The sequence below is a fragment of the uncultured Aquimarina sp. genome (assembly GCF_947500065.1).
GTDB lineage: Bacteria > Bacteroidota > Bacteroidia > Flavobacteriales > Flavobacteriaceae > Aquimarina.
In genome coordinates this window covers 1,246,501-1,270,894 of record NZ_CANMQT010000001.1, presented here as the reverse complement: position 1 = coordinate 1,270,894, position 24,394 = coordinate 1,246,501, and the positions used below count along the sequence as shown (strand labels likewise).

Annotated in this window: 4 protein-coding genes and 1 pseudogene; all 5 read left to right on the top strand. The window is 37.2% G+C overall.

The window, feature by feature from the left end; genetic code table 11:
* Positions 1 to 444, top strand: a pseudogene (locus tag Q0975_RS05590) (gliding motility-associated C-terminal domain-containing protein); the annotation flags it as partial.
* Between the two features lie 3 nt (positions 445 to 447).
* Positions 448 to 3,492 (top strand): PorP/SprF family type IX secretion system membrane protein, encoded by a 3,045-nt coding sequence (locus tag Q0975_RS05585; protein WP_299434195.1) that lies wholly within the window; start codon positions 448 to 450, stop codon positions 3,490 to 3,492.
* A 61-nt stretch (positions 3,493 to 3,553) separates the two neighbouring features.
* A complete protein-coding gene (locus tag Q0975_RS05580; RefSeq protein WP_299434193.1) occupies positions 3,554 to 18,217 on the top strand; it encodes a T9SS type B sorting domain-containing protein in 14,664 nt (4,887 codons plus the stop codon).
* Positions 18,218 to 18,222: 5 nt separating this feature from the next.
* Positions 18,223 to 19,200, top strand: a complete 978-nt coding sequence (locus tag Q0975_RS05575; protein ID WP_299434191.1) for a type IX secretion system membrane protein PorP/SprF — start codon at positions 18,223 to 18,225, stop codon at positions 19,198 to 19,200.
* A 178-nt stretch (positions 19,201 to 19,378) separates the two neighbouring features.
* Complete coding sequence (locus tag Q0975_RS05570) at positions 19,379 to 24,334, top strand: T9SS type A sorting domain-containing protein (RefSeq protein ID WP_299434189.1); 4,956 nt, start codon at positions 19,379 to 19,381, stop codon at positions 24,332 to 24,334.
* Positions 24,335 to 24,394 lie beyond the last annotated feature (60 nt).

Sequence of the window (24,394 nt, the reverse complement as noted above, 5' to 3'; positions counted from 1 at the left end):
CCTCTGAGTAGTTTATATACCTATGAGTGGTTTGTAGAAACAGGAGGAGATTTTGTAGTAATAGAAGGAGAAACTACAAACATGATAGTGGTCAGGTCAGAAGGAAATTACAGAGTGATTATTACGTATCAGGAATGTGTTGTTCAGCGAGAAATTACTGTTAGTGAGGAATCAGGTATTTCTGCTGTAATCCCAAATGTAATACGACAAAATGGAGGTAATGGTCCTGGTAATAGATGGACATTACCGGATGAATTTTCTGAACAAGATGTACAAGTGACTATATATAGCTCAAGTGGTAAGTTGGATTTTGAAAAATCAGGAGGATACAATGAGGATTGGCCTTCAAATTCAGCTTCGGGCGCGAGTGAGCTTATATACTATTATATAATTACCAGAAATAGCGCAGTAGTCAGAAAAGGAACAATTACCGTAATGAGATAATTTATGATTAAAAGAATACTTTTTATATTAATATGTGTTGCCTCCCTAAATCTCATTTACGGTCAGGACCCAACCCCTATTACATCCCAGGTATTACCAGACGTAGTACCACTTCACAATTCTATTAAATACAATAGATTTTTGTTTAACCCAACTTTTTCTTTTGTACGTGAAAATAAAAATTCTGTTAGTATTTTTAACAGAAATGAGAAAGTTTCTTTTCAAGACAACCCTCAGACGTATGTTTTAAATTATAGTGGAAAATATGGAGAGAAAACAGGAATTGGTATTGGTTTGTACCAACAAAACCTTGGGGTTTTAAGATATTTTGGAGGTACTTTAAATTATGCATATAATTTAGAGTTAAATAGAGACATGAATTTTACTTTTGGAGTTAATCTTCAATATTTTCAAACTTCTTTAAAAAGTAAATTAGATGAGGTTCAGGTAGCAGATCCTATTACAGATAATTTTGAAGGAAGCTCTCTTTTTCTTTTAAAACCAGGAGCTAATTTTAATTATGGCAATTTTGATGTTGGTGTGGCCGTAGGTAATTTAGTTGCTTATAATCTTACTGCAAGTGAATTAGTAACGGATAATTTCGATTACACAGGTCATGTAATGTATACCACAGAACTAGATTGGAGAACAGAAAACGAAGTTCGAGGAATGGTGTATGCTTCTAAACCAGGAGAACTAGACCTAAGATATGGAGGAAATGTATTATTCGAAATTCCAAAATATGGATGGGCACAATTAGGATATAACAGTTTTTATGGTGGCTCTATTGGTATCGGAGGAAATATAGGTAAGGTTGCTTCAGTAGGACTTACTGTAGAACCAGGAATAGGCGGGACTGGAAATGCATCTGAATTTGGTTCCTCTTGGGAATTTAGTTTAGCATATAATTTTGGACAAGAAAGTCGAAAGAAGAAAAGAAGAAATTTCTCATCAAATAGCTCATTACAAAGAGATTCTGAAATAAGAAGATTAAAGAAAGAAATTTTAGACCAAAATAAACTGATAAGAGAATTACAAATTACCAGAAATGATTCTTTAACTCAGGCTCAGAGGTCAATGAACAAACTCGAAAGGTCAATTCAGGAAGCTAAAGAAGAAGAAGCAAGACAAGCAAGTAAGCTTGCATTACAGCGAGAAGAAGAGGTTAAGTTACTGAACAGACAAGCAGAAGAGCTAGCTGCTCAGAAACAGCTTGAGCTAGAAATGGCAGAGCAAAAAAGATTAGCTACAGAAGAAGCAGCCGGAAGACAAGAAGAAGAGGCAAGAATAGCAGAAGAAGAAGCGGCAAGAGAAGCAGAAGCAGAGAAGCAAGAAGCAGAGGCAGAACGATTGGCTTCTCAGAAGAAAATTGAGTTAGAACTTGCAGAACAAAAAGCAGAAGAAGAAAGACTTGCATCTCAGAAAAAGTTACAGCTTGAGATGGAAGAAAGGAAGAGAAGAGAAGAATCTCAGACAACACTAGAAAGAGAAGTTAATTTACAGAAAGATACTGAGGCAGAAGCTGCAAAATTAGCTGAAGAAGAAAGATTAAAACAAGAAGCAGAAGCTGCGAGATTAGCTGAGGAAGAAAGGTTACGTCAGGAAGCAGAAGCTGCAAGATTAGCTGAGGAAGAAAGGTTACGTCAGGAAGCAGAGGCTGCAAGATTAGCAGAAGAAGAAAGATTACGCCAGGAAGCAGAGGCTGCAAGATTAGCAGAAGAAGAAAGGTTACGTCAGGAAGCTGATACTGCGAGATTAGCAGAAGAAGAAAGATTACGCCAAGAGGCTGAGGCTGCAAGATTAGCAGAAGAAGAAAGATTACGTCAGGAAGCAGAAGCTGCAAGATTAGCAGAAGAAGAAAGGCTAAACCAGGAAGCAGAAGCTGCAAGATTAGCAGAAGAAGAAAGGTTACGTCAGGAAGCAGAGGCCGCAAGATTAGCAGAAGAAGAAAGGTTACGTCAGGAAGCAGAGACTGCGAGATTAGCTGAGGAAGAAAGGTTACGTCAGGAAGCAGAAGCTGCAAGATTAGCAGAAGAAGAAAGGTTACGTCAGGAAGCAGAAGCTGCAAGATTAGCTGAGGAAGAAAGGTTACGTCAGGAAGCAGAGGCTGCAAGGTTAGCTGAAGAAGAAAGATTACGTCAGGAAGCAGCAGCTACAGCAGCACAACCTGAAGAAAGTAGCAGCGAAGATTTGGAAGAAATACAAAAAGAATTAGATAACAGTAGTAGAATTACTGATAAATTGATTGCATCAAGAGATTCATTATTAACTTCATCGAAAAACCTTGATAAAAGGGAGTTCAATAAACTTTTAGAATCTTTGGTGAATATGAGTGATGAAGCAGAGGAAGTTAAGAAAGATCCTTCAAGCTCTAGAAGACTTGCAGGTAAAAATAGATTTATCAAATTTGCTGAAGCAACAAGACCAGAAGCTAAATATGCTACCAAGTTTATTCCAGGATATGCAGAAGGTTTTTATTTGATAGGAAATGTATTTAAAGGAGGTATTTATGCGGAGAGTTTCACTAATAAACTAAAAGATCTTGGTTTCAATGATTCTCAAGTGATTCTTAATCCTGAAAATCAATATCAATATGTTGCTATTAAGTATTATGCAGATAAAGATGAAGCAGCAGAGAATTATTTGAATAATATAGGGAATAAGTATTTTGGTGATATGTGGATATTAAATATTGCTAAGAGTAGAGTGGAATCTTTAAAACGATTGGTACAAGAATCGAGATTGATAAAAGATACTGTTAAGGATGATACCGTTTTAACGGAGAGTCTATCGTATATAGGAGGCCATAATATTGAGAACGGTTATTATTTGATTACCAATATTTTTAAGAGAGAAAATTATTTTGAAAGAGGAATGACGAGATTAAAATCTCAAGGTTTAGAGCCTAAATTCTTCAGGAACCCAAAAGACAATTATATATATGTTTATTTAGATAGATTTGAGACGTTGGATCAAGCAAAACAAAGTTTATTCTCTAATGTGAATAATACATATAATGGAGATCTTTATATTTTAAAAATACAATAATCTTATGATGAAATTATTGTTAACCAAACTAAACAAGCTCAACCCCAAAAAAAAACAGCTTATGAAAATTTCAGTACATATTAAATCAGCTGTAATACTAATGATACTTTTATGTTTTAACATAAAAAGTCTAGTTGCACAAGAAGTACCTTTTACAACCCCATTAAATAATGCTAGTAGTTTGACAATAGAAGGGGATATGCAGATTATTTCTAATGCGATTACCGGATTAAGTGGTGATCAGAGTGGTACGGGAAACCCATTTTTTAGTGGGGATACTACCAACTATGATCCGGATGATCCTTATAATGGAGGTGCGTATAATGATCAGTTAACACAGGGTTATATTGATGTAGATAGTGACACCAACACATTTAGTTCTAGTAGTGCTGATTTTACAGCGAGTAGCTCATGTGCACAGATAGCGTATGCAGGATTGTACTGGTCTGCTACCTATTATGAACAAAGAATTGATGCAGCAAATGGGAATGATGCTCCAGAGGTAAACAATCTTCCATTACCGGATCCAAGACCGGATTTTAAAACGGTAAGATTAATGCTTCCTGGTGCTACAAACTATATTGACGTAACGGCAGAAGCTGGTGATGAAGGTACCATTTATGATGGGTATAGAAACACTTCCACCAATCCAAATGATACAGCAAGTAATGATATCCCATATGTATGTTATGCTGATATAACTGCACAATTGCAATCCTTACAAGACCCTGTTACTGGAGAAGCTAGAGCAGATGGAACATATACAGTGGCTAATGTACGATCAGCTACCGGACTTACAGAATCAGGAAGTGGTATTTCTGCTGGATGGGTAATGGTAATCATTTATGAAGATCCTACTTTATCCAGAAAATTCTTTAGTACCAATCATGGATTTTTAGAAATAGCGTGTGAATCAACATCTGCTTTTGAACTTGGTATTACATCGGGAACATATGACGGTGGGGGAACGACGCATACACAGAATAATTTTTCTCCAGGGAATGTACCGGTACCGGACTATCCAACGTTGTTAAACGGAGATTTTGTACTAGTCGATGATGGAAGTGGAACTACAGAAGATGGATGTCAAGGTTTAGTTAATGCAGCTGCCGTAAATGGCAATATAGCTGTGATTAGAAGAGGTAGTTGTTCATTTACCCAAAAAGTTTTGAATGCTCAGAATGCGGGAGCAATTGCTGTGGTAATTGTAAATAATGATGGAGGAAATGGAACACTTACTATGACGGGTACTGGAACAGGAATTACCATACCAGCCGTTATGATTGATAATGGGAATGGTGATTTAATTATTGATGACATAATTGCCCAAGGCGGCTCTATAAGTGGATATTTAACAGATAATGTTCCTACAGGTTGTGTAAACCCACCAGAGACATTTACATATACAGGGTTCCAGACATTACCACCGCCTAACGATATTAGGGCGCGATTTGGTGTAGCTGCCTTAGAAGGAGATTTTGGTTTAGTAGGAGATGGATTAGCAATTCAAGCTGCTCCATTAGGAGGTTTTGAGATTCCTTTATCTGCAGATCCGGTAAATGGTGCAACCAACTTTTTTAATAGTTCTATCTCGGTAGATGGGAATTTTAATACGGCACGTAATCCTAATTCAGAAAACACCTTAGGATTTGATGCAGATATTTTTGATATAGCCAACACTGGAAATTCTATAATAGGTAACAATCAAACACAAGTAGATTTTACTGCAAGTACAGAGGGAGATCGATATAGAATTTTCTTAAATATGTTTAGTATTGAGATTATTGAACCTGAGCTAGCGGTATTTAAGCGAGTGCTGGATATCAATGGTGTTGATATTACAGGAGGAGATGTGGTATTAGGTCAGCAATTGTTTTATGAACTTACTATACAGAATATAGGTAACGAAAGTATTACTAGCGCGTTTATCGATGATATTCTTCCTGCCAATGTGGATTATGTAGGCGGCACCATTACGACTCCTTCTGGAGTTACGGCTACTTTAACTAATGGAGACCGAGAAGTTCGATTTGATTTTGACGATGATGTAGTTGAACGCTTTGATGGTCCATTAACAATTCGTTTTGGAGTAGAAGTAGTTAATAGTTGTTCAGAATTACGAGATGCTTGTAGTAATGAGATTGAGAATATAGCCAGATCTACCTATACTGGTGTGATATCAGGAGTTACTAATTCTGCAGAAGATAGTGTGTTAGGATTGGACGCATGTAACAGAGAAGAAGCAGGAGCTTCTAATTTCTTAATTAATTTAGATAGTTGTGATGGTAACTTTAGTGCCTTTTTATGTACAGGTACCTTAGATCTTACAGCTGGAGGTGGATTTCCTACGTATACCTGGACTGATGTAGGAACAGGAGCTGTTATTGGTAATTCTCAGACATTAACAGTAAGTGCAGGAGGAGTTTATAGAGTTGACAAGACAGGTAATCCTGATTGTGCAGATTTATTCGAAATATGGACAGTTACTGCATTTAATACGGTGACCAATCCAATTATTCCAATTGCTACTGATCCAAGTGTTAATGGTAATATCCGTACGTGTCCAATTACAGGAGATCCATTACCAGAGATTTTCTTATGTGGAGCTACAGATTCTCAATATTTAGATTCAGGCTTTGTAGATGCTACAAACATTGTTTGGGAGCGTTTAGATCCAGCTGCTTGTCCAGCTGTTGTTAGAGATGAGGATTGCCCGACTTTGGATAATACTTGTGATCCTGATTGGGTTCAGGTTGCTACTACCAGAGATTTTACAGTTACAGATGCGGGAGAATATAGAATACGTGTAGAATTTGATGGTAATTGTGAAATAGACTTTTACTTCAATGTATTTAAGAATAATTTTGAGCCTAACCTAGTTATTGTTCGAGATATTGTTTGTGCCATTCCAGGTACCTTACGAGTTCAGAATTCATCGAATGAATATGAGTATCAATTAATCACTCCGATTAGTGGTACAGTAATAGGTTATCAGGCATCTCCTGAGTTTACAGGTTTGACAGAGCAGGGTACTTATACTGTTAATGTTCGTCAAACTAATGGTTTGCCAACGGCTTGTGTGTTTCAGGCGACACAGTTTATGGAGGAGTTAGATTCTACGGTTTCTATAACTCCAGTCAGCCCATCTTGTCCAAGTGATCAGGGATCGATTCAGATTCAGGTAACAGATGGAGATAGTAATTATACATATAATATAAGTAGTACGACTACAGCTTTTACAGCAAGTGAAGGCCCAACGACAGATCCTAATCATATTTTTACTGGATTAGATGCAGATGTGTATGATGTAGAAGTATTATCTTATGATGGAGAATGTATCGATACACAACAAATTACAATTTCACCTGCAGCAGCATTTACTGCTTCAGCGATTTTAGATACGGATTTAAGTTGTACAGATGCTGAAATAAGAATTGAAGTAACAGGTGGTTCAGGAAACTTTGTATATTCATTCCAAGGAAACCCTGGAAGTCAGCAAGGTTCAAACATATTTGTAATTACTACTGCTGGAACATATACATTTACTGTTGCAGATACTACAACAGGGTGTACTATTGATACAAACTCAGTTACAGTAAATCCATATATTCAGGTTGAAGCGACAGTGGCGGGAACAGATCCAATATGCCCGAGTGGTTTAGGTTCTATTTTGGTAACTGTAACTGCTGGAGAAGGACCTTTTACATATGATCTAGATGCAGGAACGCAGGTGGTTACAAGTAATGCTACAACACAAACATTTAGTAATGTTACTGTAGGAACACATATCATTAACGTTTTTGATCGTTTTGGGTGTGCAATAAACACTCCAATTGATGTTACCATTACCGGAACAACAGCAATTACAGCAGATATTGCTATAACAGAAGATTATCGTTGTGATGCTACAGGTGCTCCATTTATAGCTGGAGAAATCACTATTTCGAATCCTCAAAATGGTAATGGTAGTTATGAGTATAGTATTGATGGTGTTGATTTTACAAATACAACAGGTATTTTTGGAGGGCTAACAGATGGTACATATACATTGTATATTAGAGATACTGCAACAGCAGCATGTCCTGTTAATTTAGGAGATTTAACAATTGATCCATTAGCTACAATAGATGATATTACATTTACAGTTCCAGGTGCTTCGAATTGTGTTAGTCAAACGTTTAGTGTCACAGCGACAGCTCAACCGGTTGGACCAACATATACTTATAGCGTAACCCCAGCTCCTCAATCTGGAAATACTGCAACAGGAGAATTTAGACTAAGAAGAGGTACTACTTATACTATCACTGCTACTAATGTAGATAGCGGGTGCTCATATTCAGAAACGTTTAGCGAAAATGGTTTGCCAGAAATACAAATTTCAAGTGCAAATGAAACAAATCCTGTAAGTTGTTTTGGAGGTACTAATGGTGAATTCGCATTTACAGTTGTTAATAGTACAGAGTTTGAATATACAGTTACGGGAGCTACTACTGGTTTTTCCACAACCGGAGTTGCAACAGGAACAGATCCAATAACAGTTACAATAGGGGCGTTAGAAGCAGACACCTATACAATAGATATTAGAGATAGAAGCATTACTCCACCATCAAATAACTGTACGGATTCAGCACAGGTTATTGTTACCGAACCTCCAACAGCAATTACTATAGGATCTGCTGTTGCAACAGAGGCATTTTGTGGGAATCCAGTTGGTACTATTACCGTTACGGCGTCGGGTGGACAAGGTAATTTTGTATATAGTTTAGATAATGTGACTTTCCAAACATCTAATGTATTTACAGGATTGGCTCCAGGGTCTTATACTGTTTATGTAAATGATGATAATGGGAGTAATACTTTATGTACAGTTAGTACAGCTGTAACCATTGATGCTACAGATTTACCGGTCCTTTCTTTAGCTGGTGGTGATTTGTGTTATGACACGGTTAATGAGGCTAGTATGGATATTACAATAACTGGAGGAGTAGGACCATATACCTACAGTCTTAACGGAGGTGGACCGGTTGCTGTAGCAACACCGCCAACCTTTACAATTCTTAATCTTACTCCGGGAAGTTATAGTGTAGTAGTAACGGATACTAATAATTGTTCTTCCGCACCAATTACATTTGATATTGAACCACAACTTACTATTATAGCGTCTTTAACGAAAGATTTGGACTGTTCTGCAAGCCCAGATGCAACCATAGAATTTACTATTACTGGAGGAAACGGTTCTAATGTTATAGAAATCATTAGAGATGGTACAGTAATAGATACTAATTATACAGGAGGTTCTCCTTATTCAACAAGTGTTGCAGGAACCTATGAAATCAGAGTAACAGATGCAGAATCATGTCAAGCAATTTCGATACCAATTGATGTAAATGCTCTTGTGCCACTAGGAGGTAGCACTACAGTGGTAGATCCAGATTGTGTGGGAGATGAAGGTTCTATCACAGTTACAGTTACTGGAGGAGTAGGCCCTTATACGTATGATTTAGATGCTGGTACCCAAGTAGTAACTACTGGTGCTACAACAACAACATTTAATAATGTACCTGTTGGTGCACATGTAATAACGATTACAGATTCTCAGGGTTGTGTGATTAATCCAGCATTAAATGCAACAATTGCTAATCCTGTGCTGATTACTGCAGATATTGCTATAACAGAAGAGTATCGATGTGATGACACGACAGGTCTTCCATTTACTGCAGGAGAAATCACTATTTCAAACCCTCAAAATGGTAATGGTACATATGAGTATAGTATTGACGGAGTTGATTTCACAAATACAACAGGTATTTTTGGAGGACTTACAGATGGGACCTATACCTTATATATTAGAGATACAGCTACTGCTGCTTGTCCTGTTAATTTAGGAGATTTAACGATTGATCCATTACAGGAAGTTACAGATTTAACTTTTGTATCACCAGCTATTGAGTGTCCGGCCTTAACCTCGGCGGTTATTGTTACTGCTGTTGGTAATAATGGAGCGAGTAGTTTTGAATATCGCATTTCTGCTCCAGCAGGTAGTGCTACTGCATTTAGCGCTGTTAATACATTTACTTTAGCAGCTGGGACTTATACCTTTGAGGCAAGAACAACAACAGATGGTTGTGTATATTCAGAAGATTTTACGATTGATGATATAGATTTCATAGCTGTTTCAGGTGCTGTTGCTTCAGAACCTACGTGTAATGGAGATACAGATGGTTCTCTATCATTTACTGTTACGGACATTGATTTTGGAGCTACGACATATAGTTATGTAGTTACTGGCGGTACTATAGTTGGTTCTATAACAGGAGGCCCTATTAACACGACCCCTACACCAATAACTGGTTTGGGAGCAGGAACATATACAATAACAGTTACTGATGATACGACGAATTGTACAGCAACGGATACGGTAATCATTACCGAGCCTACAGTATTAGGATTTACTGAAGTTGTTGATGCTGCAGATTGTGGTGCAAGTACTGGTATTATTACGGTTACAGGAACAGGCGGAAGAGGCGGTTATGAGTATGAGTTACGTGATGCTGCAGGTGTTGCAGTTATAGTGGCATACCAGGCTGGTAATGTATTTACAGGTTTAGCTGGAGGAACGTATACTGTTTTTGTTCGAGATGGTAATAGTGCAGCTGCTTGTGAATTTTCACGTCAGGTTATTGTGGGGCAAACATCTCCTGGATCTATTACAGCAGTAGCTGGCGGAGATGCGTGTTATGATACTACAAATCAGGCTAGTCAATGGATTACCATTGCGGGCGGAGTAGGTCCTTATACCTATATTTTAGATGGTAATGCTCCGGTAGCAGTTACCTTCTTAGCTTCCCCACCTAACCCTGCAAATACTTTTGAAATTACTGGCTTAATACCAGGAACCTATAGTGTTGTTGTGAATGATGTAAACAATTGTTCGACTCCAGCGATTAATTTTACGATTGCTGACGAGTTAACATTAAGTGCTTCATTAAATAAAGATTTAGATTGTGATACAGGTAATGAGGCAGCTATTATAGATGTTATTACTACTGGTGGTAATGGAGGAAATACTTTTGAGCTTAATACTAACGGCGGAGGTTATGTTGCTTATGTTGGTGGTTTTCCATTTACAACACTTGTTGCAGGAACATATCAATTTAGAGTAACTGATAGTGAAGGTTGTCAGGCTGAAACAGTAATTATAACTGTCACTCCAGCACCAGCACCAGTTGCTACGGTTGTCCCTACGGATATTTTCTGTAATGGAGATACTACCGGTATAATTACCTTTACAATTGATACGACAGTTGGTACTGGTCCTTATGAAACAAGTATTGATAATGGAGGTACTTTTTCTTCACAGACAGTGTATTCTGGACTAGCAGCAGGAACGTATGACTATGTAGTAAGAGATGCTAAAATGTGTACATTAACAGGAAGCGTTGTGATTGCAGAGCCATTAGCAATTGATGCAGATATTGATTTCACTCCTGTGACTTGTACAGGCGCAGGATCATTTACTTACGGTACTGTAATAGTTGAGAACGTTGTAGGAGGTACTATAGGAGTTACAGGTTATACGTATACTTTATTTAATTCTGATGGGACATTGGTTACTCCAGCGAGTGCTTTGCCTGCAGTATTTGCTTCTACTAACCCAGCAGTGCCAACTACAGCTACGACTCTTACTTTCGGGCAAGTTGATTTTGGGACTTATTACATTACTGTTGAGGATGAGAATGGTTGTGTATTTACAACAGATACAATTACAGTATCCAGTCCGCCAGATGATTTACAGATATTATTTGATGCGGGTCCTTCGGATTGTAATGCTACAGGAGCGGTATATGATATTGCTATAGATAATGGGAATCCTAATTTTGAGATTCGTATCGTTGGAGAGCCAGCACCATTGGGTGTTTTTAGTGACACTAATGGATTAGGTACTCCTCCGGGAGCACCATTTGTTGTTATTCCAGGAGTTGGAGGTAACTTACATCAATTTACAGGATTGTTGTTTGGGGTTTCTTATATAGTTGAGGTTCGAGATGGCGGAGGTTGTGTCTACAGAGAGACGTTAATCCCTCAAACTAATGCTACTTCTCCTACACTAACTCAAACTGATCTTCAAAACATTAGTTGTAATGGATTAACAGATGGAGAGATTACTGTAGATGTTACGGCCTTTGCAGGTGTTGGTTTACAATGGGAATTATTTAATAGTGCTACAGGAGTATCTATATTAACTAATAATGATGCGGCAGCTACAGATCCTTACTCTTTAAATATACCAGGATTAGGTATTGGTAATTATACATTAGCGGTTGCAACTCCAACAGATCCTTTCTGTACAGGAACAATAGATTTCAGTATTACAGAGCCACCTTTATTGGATCTTACTTTAATATCTCAAACTGCTGCGAATTGTAACATTGATGCAGAAGTAGTAGTGAATGGTCAAGGAGGAACTCCACCATATCAATATGCTGCTGTTTTGGATGGAGCGCCAGCTCCTGCAATTGGCGCCTATGGAACGAGTAGTACGTTAGTATTGGATCCAGCTTTAGGATTAGATTGGGATATTTATGTTATTGATTCTAGTGTGACAGCTGCAGCTCCTGGTTTTTGTTCTGCAGGGCCATTGGATGTTAGTATTATAGAGACACCTGATCCGGTGTTTACAAGTGTTCCTGCTTTTGTAGTGGATCCTTGTACATTTGATAATAACTATACATTTACAGTACTTGCAACGGGTGCAACAGCATTAGATTTTGGTATTGATGATGGAGATTCGGGGACAGCAGATGCTCCGGTTTTTGTTGCAGGAACCCCAACAGGAAATCCTAATGAATATACCTATACGTATACAGTTACTGCTGCAAGTGTTGATTTCTATACTTTAACGGTAAGAGATCAGAATGGTTGTATAGATACAGATCAGATGATCGTTTATCCAGAACTTATTGTTAGTGCAAACTTCACAACAGAGCCTAGTTGTAGGAATTTTGATGGAGAGGTTACAGTAACGGTAGCGGGAGGATCTGATTTTGTTGCTAATCCAGGTAACTTCACCTTTGTACTTACGGGTACAGATAGTGGAGGAGCCGCAGTTGGTCCTATTACTCAAGTAGGCGCAGGTGGTGAAGTTTTCACAGGTCTTTCGGCAGGTAGTTATTCAATTACTGTTACAGATGCTGCTATTGGTCCTGCACCGGGATGTGATGCTACAGCAACGGTATCCCGAGCGATACCATTGGATCCTGTTTTGATCTTAGTTGACACAGATGATGAGACTTGTGTTGGAGCTTCAGATGGTTCTATTTTGGTAGGATTAGATCCTGCATTCCCATTAGCTGATGACAATCCACCATATACCTATGAGTTATATACTGGAGCAGTTATTGCGGGATTACCAATAGTAACACAGGTTGACGATCCTTTATTTACAGGTTTGGCACCAGGTGCTTATAGTATTAGAGTAACATCATCTCTAAGTTGTTTTGATGATGAATTAAATATTATTATTGATGCTGCGACACCATTGTCTGCGACACCGACACCAGGAGCGTATACTTGTGCGCCAAGTACTGTTGAGAATTTACCAGACCTTACGATTGATATTGTAGGAGGTGTTGCACCATATAGTATAACTTATACCGGTCCGTTATCAGGTACGAACTTACCAGTTACTGGTACTCAGTTTGTTATTTTGGATACTCCGGCAGGTAGTTATGATATTACGATTACAGATGATAATAACTGTACGTTTACTATTGCTACACAAAATATAGGTCCATTCCCAATTATGAGTAATCCATTGGTTACTTTGGTTGATAGAATTACTTGTGCTGCACCGAATGCTGAGGTTGTTACGGTTTCAGTGGATAGGATTACTGGTAATGTAGCAGGATTTGAGTTTGATTTACTTCCTGTAGGTGGTGCTGACGTTCAGGTTATTCCTGAGGATGTATCAGGTACTACTACAAGTGGTAACTTTAATTTACCTGCTGTAGGAACTTATATATTTAGAATCACTGATTTAGATACAGGCTGTTCTATAGATACAGCACCTTATGAGGTATTACCATTTGATACAATTGAAGGAACTATAGCACTTACTGCTAATACCATTCAATGTTTCGGAGATACTACAGGTGAAGTTAGCTTATCTGTAACAGGTCATACAGGACCATACACATATGATGCTACTAATCTTACTACAGGAGTTATTGTTAGTGGAGCAGGAGATACTACAATTTTAGATCCAATAATCATTCCTGGTTTAGGAGCTGGAAATATACAGGTTACTGTAACTGACCCTATTTCTTCTTGTGATGATGTATCTAATATTGTAACAATTATGCAGCCAACAGAGTTGATGTTGAGCTTAGTTTCTCAGATAGAAGGGAATTGTAATGCAGATGGACGAGTAGAAGTTACTGCTTCTGGAGGAACAGGGCCATATACGTTTACTGCTACAGATGGATTTACAGTATTTACAAATAATGATGGAAACTTTGATTTACCTGGAGCAACTGGAGCGGGTATTGTCTATACAATTACAGTTACCGATGCTAATAGTTGTAATTCTAACCCTGCATCCTTAAGTGTAACTGTAATTACTGCGGATAATCCAGTGTTAGATCCATTGGCTGCGTTTGTGGATGATCCTTGTACATTTGACAATGTTTATACCTTCACGGCTACAGCTACAAGTAATGTAACAGTTCCTCCAGGAACAGGAACATTAACATTCCAGTTGGATAGCGATGTTCCAGTACCAGGAAATGTAAGTAATACTGAACATCAGTTTACGGTTACAGCTCCAGGAACGTATACAGTGACGGTATATGATGAAAATAACTGTCCTTCTAATCAGGAAACCATTACGGTTTATGAAGAATTAATAGTAGACGCTACTTTTACCACTGATCCAACTTGTTTAGATGCGAATGGAACTATTACAGCAACTGTAACAGGAGGTTCTGGAGGAGTAATTAGTTATACGTTAGAGGATTTGGGCCCACCGGTAGCGAATATTGCAACGAATAATACAGGAGTATTTACGAATGTTCCTGCGGGTAACTATAGAGTAATAGTTCTTGATGCAGGAGCAAGTGCTGCAGGATGTTCAGATGATTTCTTAATCTCATTTGATATTCCAGTGGAGCCTATTTTAGTATTAGAGGATAATGAACCAGTTTCTTGTATTGGAGATAGTGATGGATTTATATTGGTAAGTTTACAAACAGGAACAGATAGTGATAGTCCTTTTGTATATGAATTATATGACTTTACTGGAGGAGTACAAGGAGCTTTATTACAAGGTCCACAAACCGATGATCCTTTATTTGATGGATTAGTTGCAGGAGATTATCAGGTAGTAGTAACTTCCGCTAATTCTTGTGTAGATACATTAGAACCAATCACCATAGCAAGTCCTACTCAAGTAACGGCTACTGCTTCTCAAAATACATATAGTTGTGATCCTTCTGATAATAGTGAGGTATTCCCGGATATCACGGTTGATATTTTGGATGGTACTCCTCCATATACGATTTCGTATACAGGACCGGGTATTACAGTTACTAATCAATCAGTAACAGGAACACAATTTATTATTGACGCGGATGTTGAAGGTAATTATGACATTACTGTTTTTGATGACAACAATTGTTCATTTGTTGTTCCAACAGAAGTTGTTGGTCCATTCCCAATTATGACTAACCCTACGGTTACTTTGGTTGATAGAATTACTTGTGATGCACCAAATGCAGAAGTTGTTACAGTTTCAGTAGATAGAGTTACAGGTAATGTAGCAGGCTTTGAGTTTGATTTACTTCCAGTAGGAGGGGCAGATGTTCAGGTTGTTCCAGAGGACGCTTCAGGTACTACAAGCGCCATATTTAATTTACCAGCGGTTGGAAGTTATGTAATTAGAATCACTGATCTGGATACAGGTTGTTCTATAGATACAGCACCTTATGATGTTGCACCATTTGATACGATTGTAGCTACTGCTACATTGGTAACTGAGGTAGCTTGTTTTGGAGATTTAAATGGTGAGATTAGTTTAGATGTATCGATGTATACAGGAGCGTATAATTATACAGTTACTAATACAGTTACTGGAATTAATGTGCCAACAGCTACTAATATTTTAGCTAATACAGCCACTAACCCAGTATTGATTACTGGTTTACCAGCAGGGACATATGAAATTTTTGTAGAAGCATTAGATACCCCATTCTGTGATGAGACTACCAATAGAGTTACATTGGCTTCGCCAGCAGAATTAACGGTTGTTGTGAATCCAGTTTCTGATGAGACTTGTAATCCTGGCGATGACGCTTCGATTCAAGCAGTTGGAACAGGAGGCACAGGTACTATTGATTATCAATTAGAACAACCAGCAGGTACTCCGATAGTTGCTTATGGCATAAATACTACAGGGTTATTTGAGAACTTAGATGCAGGTACTTATACAGTAAGTGTAAGAGATGCGAGCCTTTGTGAGGCCTCTCAGGATATTACTATTAATCCACCTGTAGTAACGAGTGTTGTCGCTGTGGAGACGAATTCTTTATTATGTTTCGACAGTGTGGATGCAGCTATTACAGCTACTGCAAGTGGTGGTCAAGGTGCAGGTACTTATTTATTTAGTATTACGAATCCAAATGGTACTACCTCTGCTCAGTTTACTAGTGCAACGGATATGTATGTGTTTACAGATTTAGGCCCTGGTACTTATACCATAAGAGTTACAGACAATCTTAATTGTGAGTCTACTACAGATGTTACCATTACTGCACCTACAGAGGTTACAGTAACTGTTGAGACGATTCGAGACCCAAGTTGTACGGATCCAACGGCAGATATACAAGTAACAGGCTCAGGCGGTACTCCACCATATGAATACAGTATTGATGGGATTACCTTTGTAGCAGGAGACACATTTACATCACTTGTTCCAGGAGATTACCAGTTCTATGTACGAGATAACAATGGATGTATTGGAGGTCCATCTAATACGGTTCCAGTACGTGCACCAGAAGATCTTGCTGTTGTATTGGACTTAGGAAATATAGCGATTATCTGTTTCAGCCAAGCTACAGGTTCTATAGATTCTGAAGTTACAGGCGGATTGGGTAATTATATGTATACGTTAACAGGTACTGATTATTTAGGTACAGCAGTAAACGTTGGTCCACAGTCAGAAAGTTTCTTTGGAGATTTATTGGCAGGAGATTATGTTTATAGCGTTACGAGTGAAGATTGTGGTCCAGAAGACACACCATTTAGTATTTCACAGCCTACCGAGTTTGTTGCTGTTGCTACTACCGAAGATATTACGTGTAATGGAGAGACTGATGGTAGAATTACTGTTACTGCTACTGGTGGTACAGCACCTTATTTCTATTCCTTATATGATAGCGCAGGTAATGCACTATTCACTTTCTTAGAGGATGATATTGATGTTGGTAATGGCGGTTTTGGATTAGGAGGACATATTTTTGATGAATTAGGAGCAGATACATATAGAGTAGAAGTAGAAGACGCTAATGGTTGTCCAGAGACGATATTAGATCTGATTATCAATGAGCCACTAGCGATCGATGGTACTGTTTTATCTACGACTCCAGAATCGTGTGCTGGTTTTGCAGATGGTACAGCTACGGTATCGATTACAGGAGGTACTGTTGGTCCAGATCCATTAAATCCGGTTTATTACTGGAGTATTGATGGAGTTACGTACCAACAGGTAATAGATCCTACTAATTTGTTAATTACGAATCTTCCAGGAGGTATTACTACCTTATTTATTAGAGATTTTAATAATAGTGCAAACTGTGAATTTCCATTAAACTTGGATATCACACCAGGAGTCAATTTAGGTGCTGTACTGAGTACTAGAATGGACTGTCCGGTTATAGATCCAACATCGGGTAATGTTACCGATGAGATTTATTACATAGATTTCATTTTGGATGATAATACAGTTACTACGGGTACGATCACATATTACTTGATCAATCCATCGGATGGTTCTATAGTAGCGAGTAATACTACAGGTACTTTTATCGTTGATCCAGGTGTTTATGAAGGTTTAGTTACTCATGATCCTTCACTGTGTGATATGATGGTTCCGGAGATTGAAGTTGTAGAATATACTCCTTTATCAGTTCCAATTGCCCAGATGACGGGTAACCCTCAGGATCCTAACGAGTATGAGATTATCGTTACTGGTGGAAGTGGAGATTACACCTATTTCGTAGCTATTATTCCAAATGGATTAACAGTGAATGATTTAACAGATGCTGATTACCGAGAGTTGGATGCTAATATTTTCTCTATTGAGGAGACAGCGGAATATGCTTTACGAGTAATTGATAATATGGGCTGTGACGTAGTTGGAGTTCAGGAATTAACATTTATCAATATTGTTATTCCTAATTACTTTACACCAGATGGTGATGGTACTAATGATACATGGTATCCAAGGCAGGATAGTTCTAATCCAGGTAGTGACCCATTCTTCTTTAGTGATATGGAGGTTAAGGTTTTCGATAGATATGGTAGATTATTAGCTGAGTTTGTTGGTGATGAAGAAGGTTGGAATGGTATTTACCAAGGAAGTGAGTTGCCATCGGGAGATTATTGGTTTACTATTATCTTGAACGACATTGATAATAGAGAGTTTACAGGTCACTTTACTTTATACAGATAATAAGTATGAGAACGTACACAAGACATATGATTATAGCTATTGTTTTATTGGTAGCTATATTAGAGAGTAAGAGTTATGGTCAGGAGTTTTTTGCACCTGTTCAGAATCAATACATTGCAGATAATCCTTATTTGATATCAAGTGCTTATGCTGGTGTTGGAGATTGTTGGCAGGTACGTGCTTCTGGTTTTGAGCAGTGGGTTGACATTGCAGATTCTCCGGGCACTCAGTCATTATCAATAGATGGTCGTATATCTGATCGTTCAGGAGTTGGAGCTGTTTTGTTTAATGATCAAAATGGATTTACCAAGCAAAAGGGAGTTCAGTTATCGTTTGCGCATCACTTGACATTGAATGAATATACAAATCAATATTTATCCTTTGGTATTAGTTATAAGTTTACACAGTTTGGAATTGATACTTCTGAGTTTAATGATGGAGACCCTAATTTACCGCCTAGTCAACAATTACAGGATGTAACGGTGAATAATTCTAATTTTGATATTGGTGTTTTATATCGTTTAGGTCGATTTTTCCTAAGCGCAAATGCCGTAAATTTATTACAAAAGGAGATTGATGATTTTAATCCAACTGAGCCTTCTTCGATACAGAATTATTATGTGTATTCTGGATATACTTTTTATGATCGTTTTAGCGATATTGAGGTTGAACCTTCTGTTTTGTATCAGAACTTTGCAGGTGATGGTCGTAGTACTGCTGATTTAAATTTAAAAGTACGTAAGTTACATAGAGGAGATTACTATTGGGCAGGCGTTAGTTTACGTTCATTGGTTGATCAGGATTTTAAGCCATTATCGATATCACCTATGATTGGTATTAAGAAGGCTAACTTTTATGTTGCATATGGATATCAAGTGAATGTCAATGAGGTTTTTGATGCTAGTAGTGCAGCAGGCTCTCATATGATAACGCTAGGAATAGACTTTGGGTGTAGACAAAGTAAATGTGGATGTACCTATTAAAATAATTAAAATAGAAATCAATAAAAACCCGCCCATTTTGGGTGGGTTTTTTTTGTGCAAAAAAGATACCTTTGTCAATTAAAAAAATATAAATAAAAGGAAAAAACAGGGTAACATTTTTATTCTTTTGAATACTAACTTATACCAATAAATATTTGATTACGAATAATTAGGACCTATGAAAACAAAACTATTTTTTAAAATTACTACAATACTTATTTTGATAAATCAATTAAGTGTTTTGAATTCTTTCGCTCAGGAGGTCCCATTTACACCTCCATTAAATAATTCGAGTAATCTTACTCTAAAAGGAGATATGAAAATTATTGCTAATGCTGTTACAGGCCTTAGTGGGGATCAGAGTGGAACAGGTAATTCATTTTTCTCCGGAGATACAACCAATTATAACCCTAATAACCCTTATAATGGAGGCTCTTTTAATGATCGGTTGACTCAAAATTATATAGACATTGATAATGATGGAACTACATTTAGTTCAAGTAGCGCAGATTTTATAAGTGGAGCTGATTGTCCAAAAGTAGCGTATGCAGGATTATATTGGTCAGCTACTTATTATATAGATAGAGTAGATGCTGCAAATGGCAATAATAGCCCTCAATTAGATAATCTTCCCTTAGTAGATTCCAGACCTGATTTTAGAGCTGTTAAACTTAAATTACCAGGGACATCAAATTATATTGATGTGAATGCAGAGTCTGGAGGTAATGGTGTCATTTATGATGGATACAGGAATACGGTAACAAACCCTAATGATATTGCAAGCAAAGATATTTCATATGTATGTTATGCTGATGTCACAGCAGAGCTTAAAGCATTAACTAATCCAGACGGAACCTATACTGTTGCCAATGTAAGATCAGCAACAGGCCTCACATCATCCGATAATGGTATTTCTTCTGGTTGGGTAATGGTAATAATATATGAGGATCCTTCTCTTAGCAGAAAACAATTTAGTACTCAGCATGGGTTTTTGGAAATAAACGCTGAAAACTCTTCAGAAACATTTGAATACACTGGTTTTCAAACGCCACCAGCACCTAACCCCGTTAATGCTAAGTTTGGTATTGCGACATTAGAAGGAGATTTTGGCATTCCAGGTGATGGGTTGGCAATTAATGCAGCTCCTTTAGGAGGACTTCCTATTCCATTATCTGCGGATCCGGTTAATGGTGCTACTAACTTTTTTAACAGTTCAATCTCGGTAGATGGTGCGTATAATACAGCTCGTAATCCTGCCTCGGAGAATACTTTGGGTTTTGATGCGGATATGTTTAATCTGCCCAACGTGGGAAACACTATTATTGGTAATAATCAATCTTCTGTAGAGTTTGTTGCAAGTACAGAAGGGGATTTATATAGAGTATTTTTGAATACCTTTAGTATAGAAGTTGTAGAACCAGAATTAACCGGATATACAAGAGTACTGGATGTTGATGGAATAGATATCACAGGAGGTGATTTACAATTTGGACAAGAATTTTTCTATGATTTTATAATTCAAAATACAGGAAATGAAAATCTTACAAGTGTAAGTGTTGTTGCGTCTATTGCTGATAATATAGATTTTGTTCAAGGAAGCTCGATAACTCCAGAGGGAGTTACTGCAATATATAATGATGCTAATCGTGAAGTTGTTTTTACGTTTGACGATAGTTCTGTAGAGCGTTTAGATCCTGAATTAACGTTTCGATTTGGGGTAAGGGTAGTTGATAGTTGTAGAGATTTACGAGATGCGTGTCGTGGAGATATAGTTAATACGTTTCTTGTTTCTTATACAGGACAAAGTTCAGGAATAGTAGCTTTTGATACAACACTTTCTGAGCCTGCCTCTTGTTCTTTTACACTTCCTGCACCCCCGAATTTTTTGGATACTTCAGGTGATTGTAATCAAGAATTTAGTACCTTAATTTGTTCAGGTACTATTGATATTGTAGCAGAGAGTGGTTTTCCTCAATATGTTTGGACGGATTTAAGTACAAATACTATAATAGGAAATTCACAAATAATTTCGGTAAGCGCAGCAGGTTTATATAAAGTGGATAAAACGGGAAACCCTGATTGTCTTGACCAAACGGAAATCTGGACGGTAAATGATTTTGGTTCTGTGGAAAATCCAGTAATAGCTATCGCAAATGATCCGTTAGTTAATGGAAATATTCGAACCTGTCCAATAACAGGAGATCTTTTACCCGAATTATTTTTGTGTGGTGCAGGAGATGAGCAATATTTAGATTCAGGTTTTGTAAATACTACTAGTATTGTTTGGGAGCGTTTAGATCCAGCTGCTTGTTCTACTGTTGTTAGAGATCAGGATTGCCCTACTTTGGACAGCACATGTGATCCAGATTGGGTACAGGTTGCTACTACCAGAGATTTTATAGTTACTGAAGCGGGAGAATATAGAATTCGTGTAGAATTTGATGGAGGTTGTATTCAAGATTTTTATTTCAAGATTTTTATAAATGATTATGCAGTAAACGCTGTAGTAATAAGAGATATTGTTTGTGATTCTGAAGGAATAATTAGAGTTACAAATCCTTCCCTGGATTATGAATATCAATTAGTTAGGCCACAAGGGGAAACTACTCCTTATCAGGTGTCTCCAGAATTTACAGGATTAGTAGAAGAAGGCGTATATGAAATAATCGCACGCCAAAATAATGGATTACCTACGGCCTGTATTTTTCAGTCAAATGTAGTTTTGAATAGAACAGACCCTTTAATCTCAGTAAATGCTATTCAACCAATTTGTTTTGGTGACCTTGGAGGAATCAATATAACTGTTGTAGAAGGTAATCCAAGTTATGTATTTAATATTAGTAGCGCAACGACTCCATTTGATATATCATCAGGCTCAGTAACTTCTCCTGATTTCATATTTAATGCATTAGATATTGGGACTTATAACATAGAGGTTTTATCGAATGATGAAGCATGTGTTTTTACCGAAACAGTAACAATCTCTGCACCTATTCCAATAACCGCTGATGTTGCTATTACACGAGAATATATATGTAGTTCAGGTGGTATTCAATTTGGTGAAATAACAGTAATGAATCCAACAGGTGGCAACGGCAGTTATGAATACAGCTTAGATGGAATAGATTTTAGCAATACTATTGGAATTTTTACAGGATTAACATCCGGAACATATAGTGTTTTTATCAGGGATACTGATACAGTAGCTTGTCCTATAAATATTGGAGCAGTAACTATAGATCCAATACAGGAAATAACTATAGATTCTATTATTACTACAGATGGATTATGTAGCGGAGATACTGGTTTGGTAACTTTTGTAGTAGACGGAATAGACCTTACTGCAGAGACATATACGTATGAATTAACCGCTGATAATTCTGTTCCGATTATTGATAATAATGTTACAAGTAATACAATTACAATTCCTAATTTAATTGCGGGAGTTTATAACCTTAGTGTTACTAATGATAATACAGGATGTAGCTATGATGACAATTTTGTTATTCTCGAAACATCTCCTATAGTAACTGATATAAATTTTATTGAAGAAATCGGTTGTGATAGTGCGGAAGCTCAAGTTGGTTTAGTAGCATCGGGAGGAATACCACCCTATGTATTTAGTTTGGATAATATGAACTATTTTCCCTCTAACGCAGATGCAAGCTCCTTTATTTTTACGTTTACAGAAGGAGGAACATATATCTTATTTGTAAGAGATAGTAATGGTTGCGTAGCTGCAACAAATGTTACAGTTAATGAGGTTCCACAGATAGATGTTGTGTTAGATTTGTCAGGAACTCAGATTATTTGCTTTGGTGGATCAACAGCGGTTATTAATTCTATGGTAACTGGTGGATCTGGCTTCTATTCTTATGCAATAACCGGAACAGATTATTTGGGCAGCACTGTTAGCGTTGATCCACAGACTACAAGCACTTTTTCTGGTTTATTAGCGGGAGAATATGTATACGAGGTAATTAGTGAAGCTTGTTCTAAGAGTGTTCCTTTTACTATAGTACAACCAGCAGAATTTATTGTTTCTGTAGAACAAGAAGATGTGACTACCTGTAATGGTATTGAAAATGGTTCAATTACAGTTCTTGCTACAGGAGGTAATGCTCCATACTTGTATTCTTTATATGATGGAGGTAACAATCCTTTGTCCGTATTTATAGAAGATGATATTGATGGAATTGCTGGACAACATGTTTTTGATAGTTTGGTACCGGGAACTTATAGAGTAGAAATTGAAGATATAAATGGTTGCCCAGAAACGGTTCTTGATATTGTTATTAGTCAATCTGTCGTAGATATAGCATTATCAGTTACGCCAGTATCTATAAATGACGATGGAGCAATAGAGGTAACGGCATCAGGTGGAATAGGAGGATATACATATGAATTGCTAGATGCTACAGGCGATTCTGTTATTATTCCTTCTCAAAATAGTAATATACTTATTGTAAATACAGCTGGAGATTATATTGTTAAAGTTATTGATAGTAATGGATGTTTTTATTTTAAGGAAGTTACTGTAGAAACTACAGAGGATAATCCAATTGTTGATTATGCAGATGAAATTCTTTTCTGTGCAATTACTGGACAAAGTTATCCAGTAATTAGTATTGAAGATGAAAACGGAGAAGTAGTAGATTTATCTTTTACGAATGTAGTATCAATCATTTGGCAACAACTAGATGAGATTAATTGTAATGTTTCTTTTGAAGAAAATTGTCCAACTACCGACGATAGTTGTAGTTCAGATTGGTTTGATTTTCAAACAGGCTCAAGTTGTACAATTACAGAATCTGGACAATATAGAGTTGTGATTACATTCAACACTAGGTCAAGGCAAAGCACAAAAATATATTATTTTAGAGCGGATGCTAATTTGCTAGGCATAGAAGATGTTTTAACTTCTAAAATCAACTTGTATCCGAATCCAGCAAATACAATTGTTAATATCAATACTGAGGTGAAAAGTATTAGCGTTTTTGATATATCTGGTAAGGTTGTTTTAGAAACTACACAAAAGACTTTTGATATCAGTCGTCTGGAAAATGGAGTTTACTTCACCGAAGTGGAAACGATTAAAGGAGATAAAAAAATTATAAAAATGCTAAAGGAATAGCGTAACGAATAAAATAGAATATAAAAAGAGCACTATTACAGTGCTCTTTTTGTTTTTTAA

What these genes read in the sequence shown, in the direction of transcription:
- Q0975_RS05585 (WP_299434195.1), top strand. Translation starts at nt 448, where the DNA reads ATGATTAAAAGAATACTTTTTATATTAATATGTGTTGCCTCCCTAAAT.
- Q0975_RS05580 (WP_299434193.1), top strand. Translation starts at nt 3,554, where the DNA reads ATGAAAATTTCAGTACATATTAAATCAGCTGTAATACTAATGATACTT.
- Q0975_RS05575 (WP_299434191.1), top strand. Translation starts at nt 18,223, where the DNA reads ATGAGAACGTACACAAGACATATGATTATAGCTATTGTTTTATTGGTA.
- Q0975_RS05570 (WP_299434189.1), top strand. Translation starts at nt 19,379, where the DNA reads ATGAAAACAAAACTATTTTTTAAAATTACTACAATACTTATTTTGATA.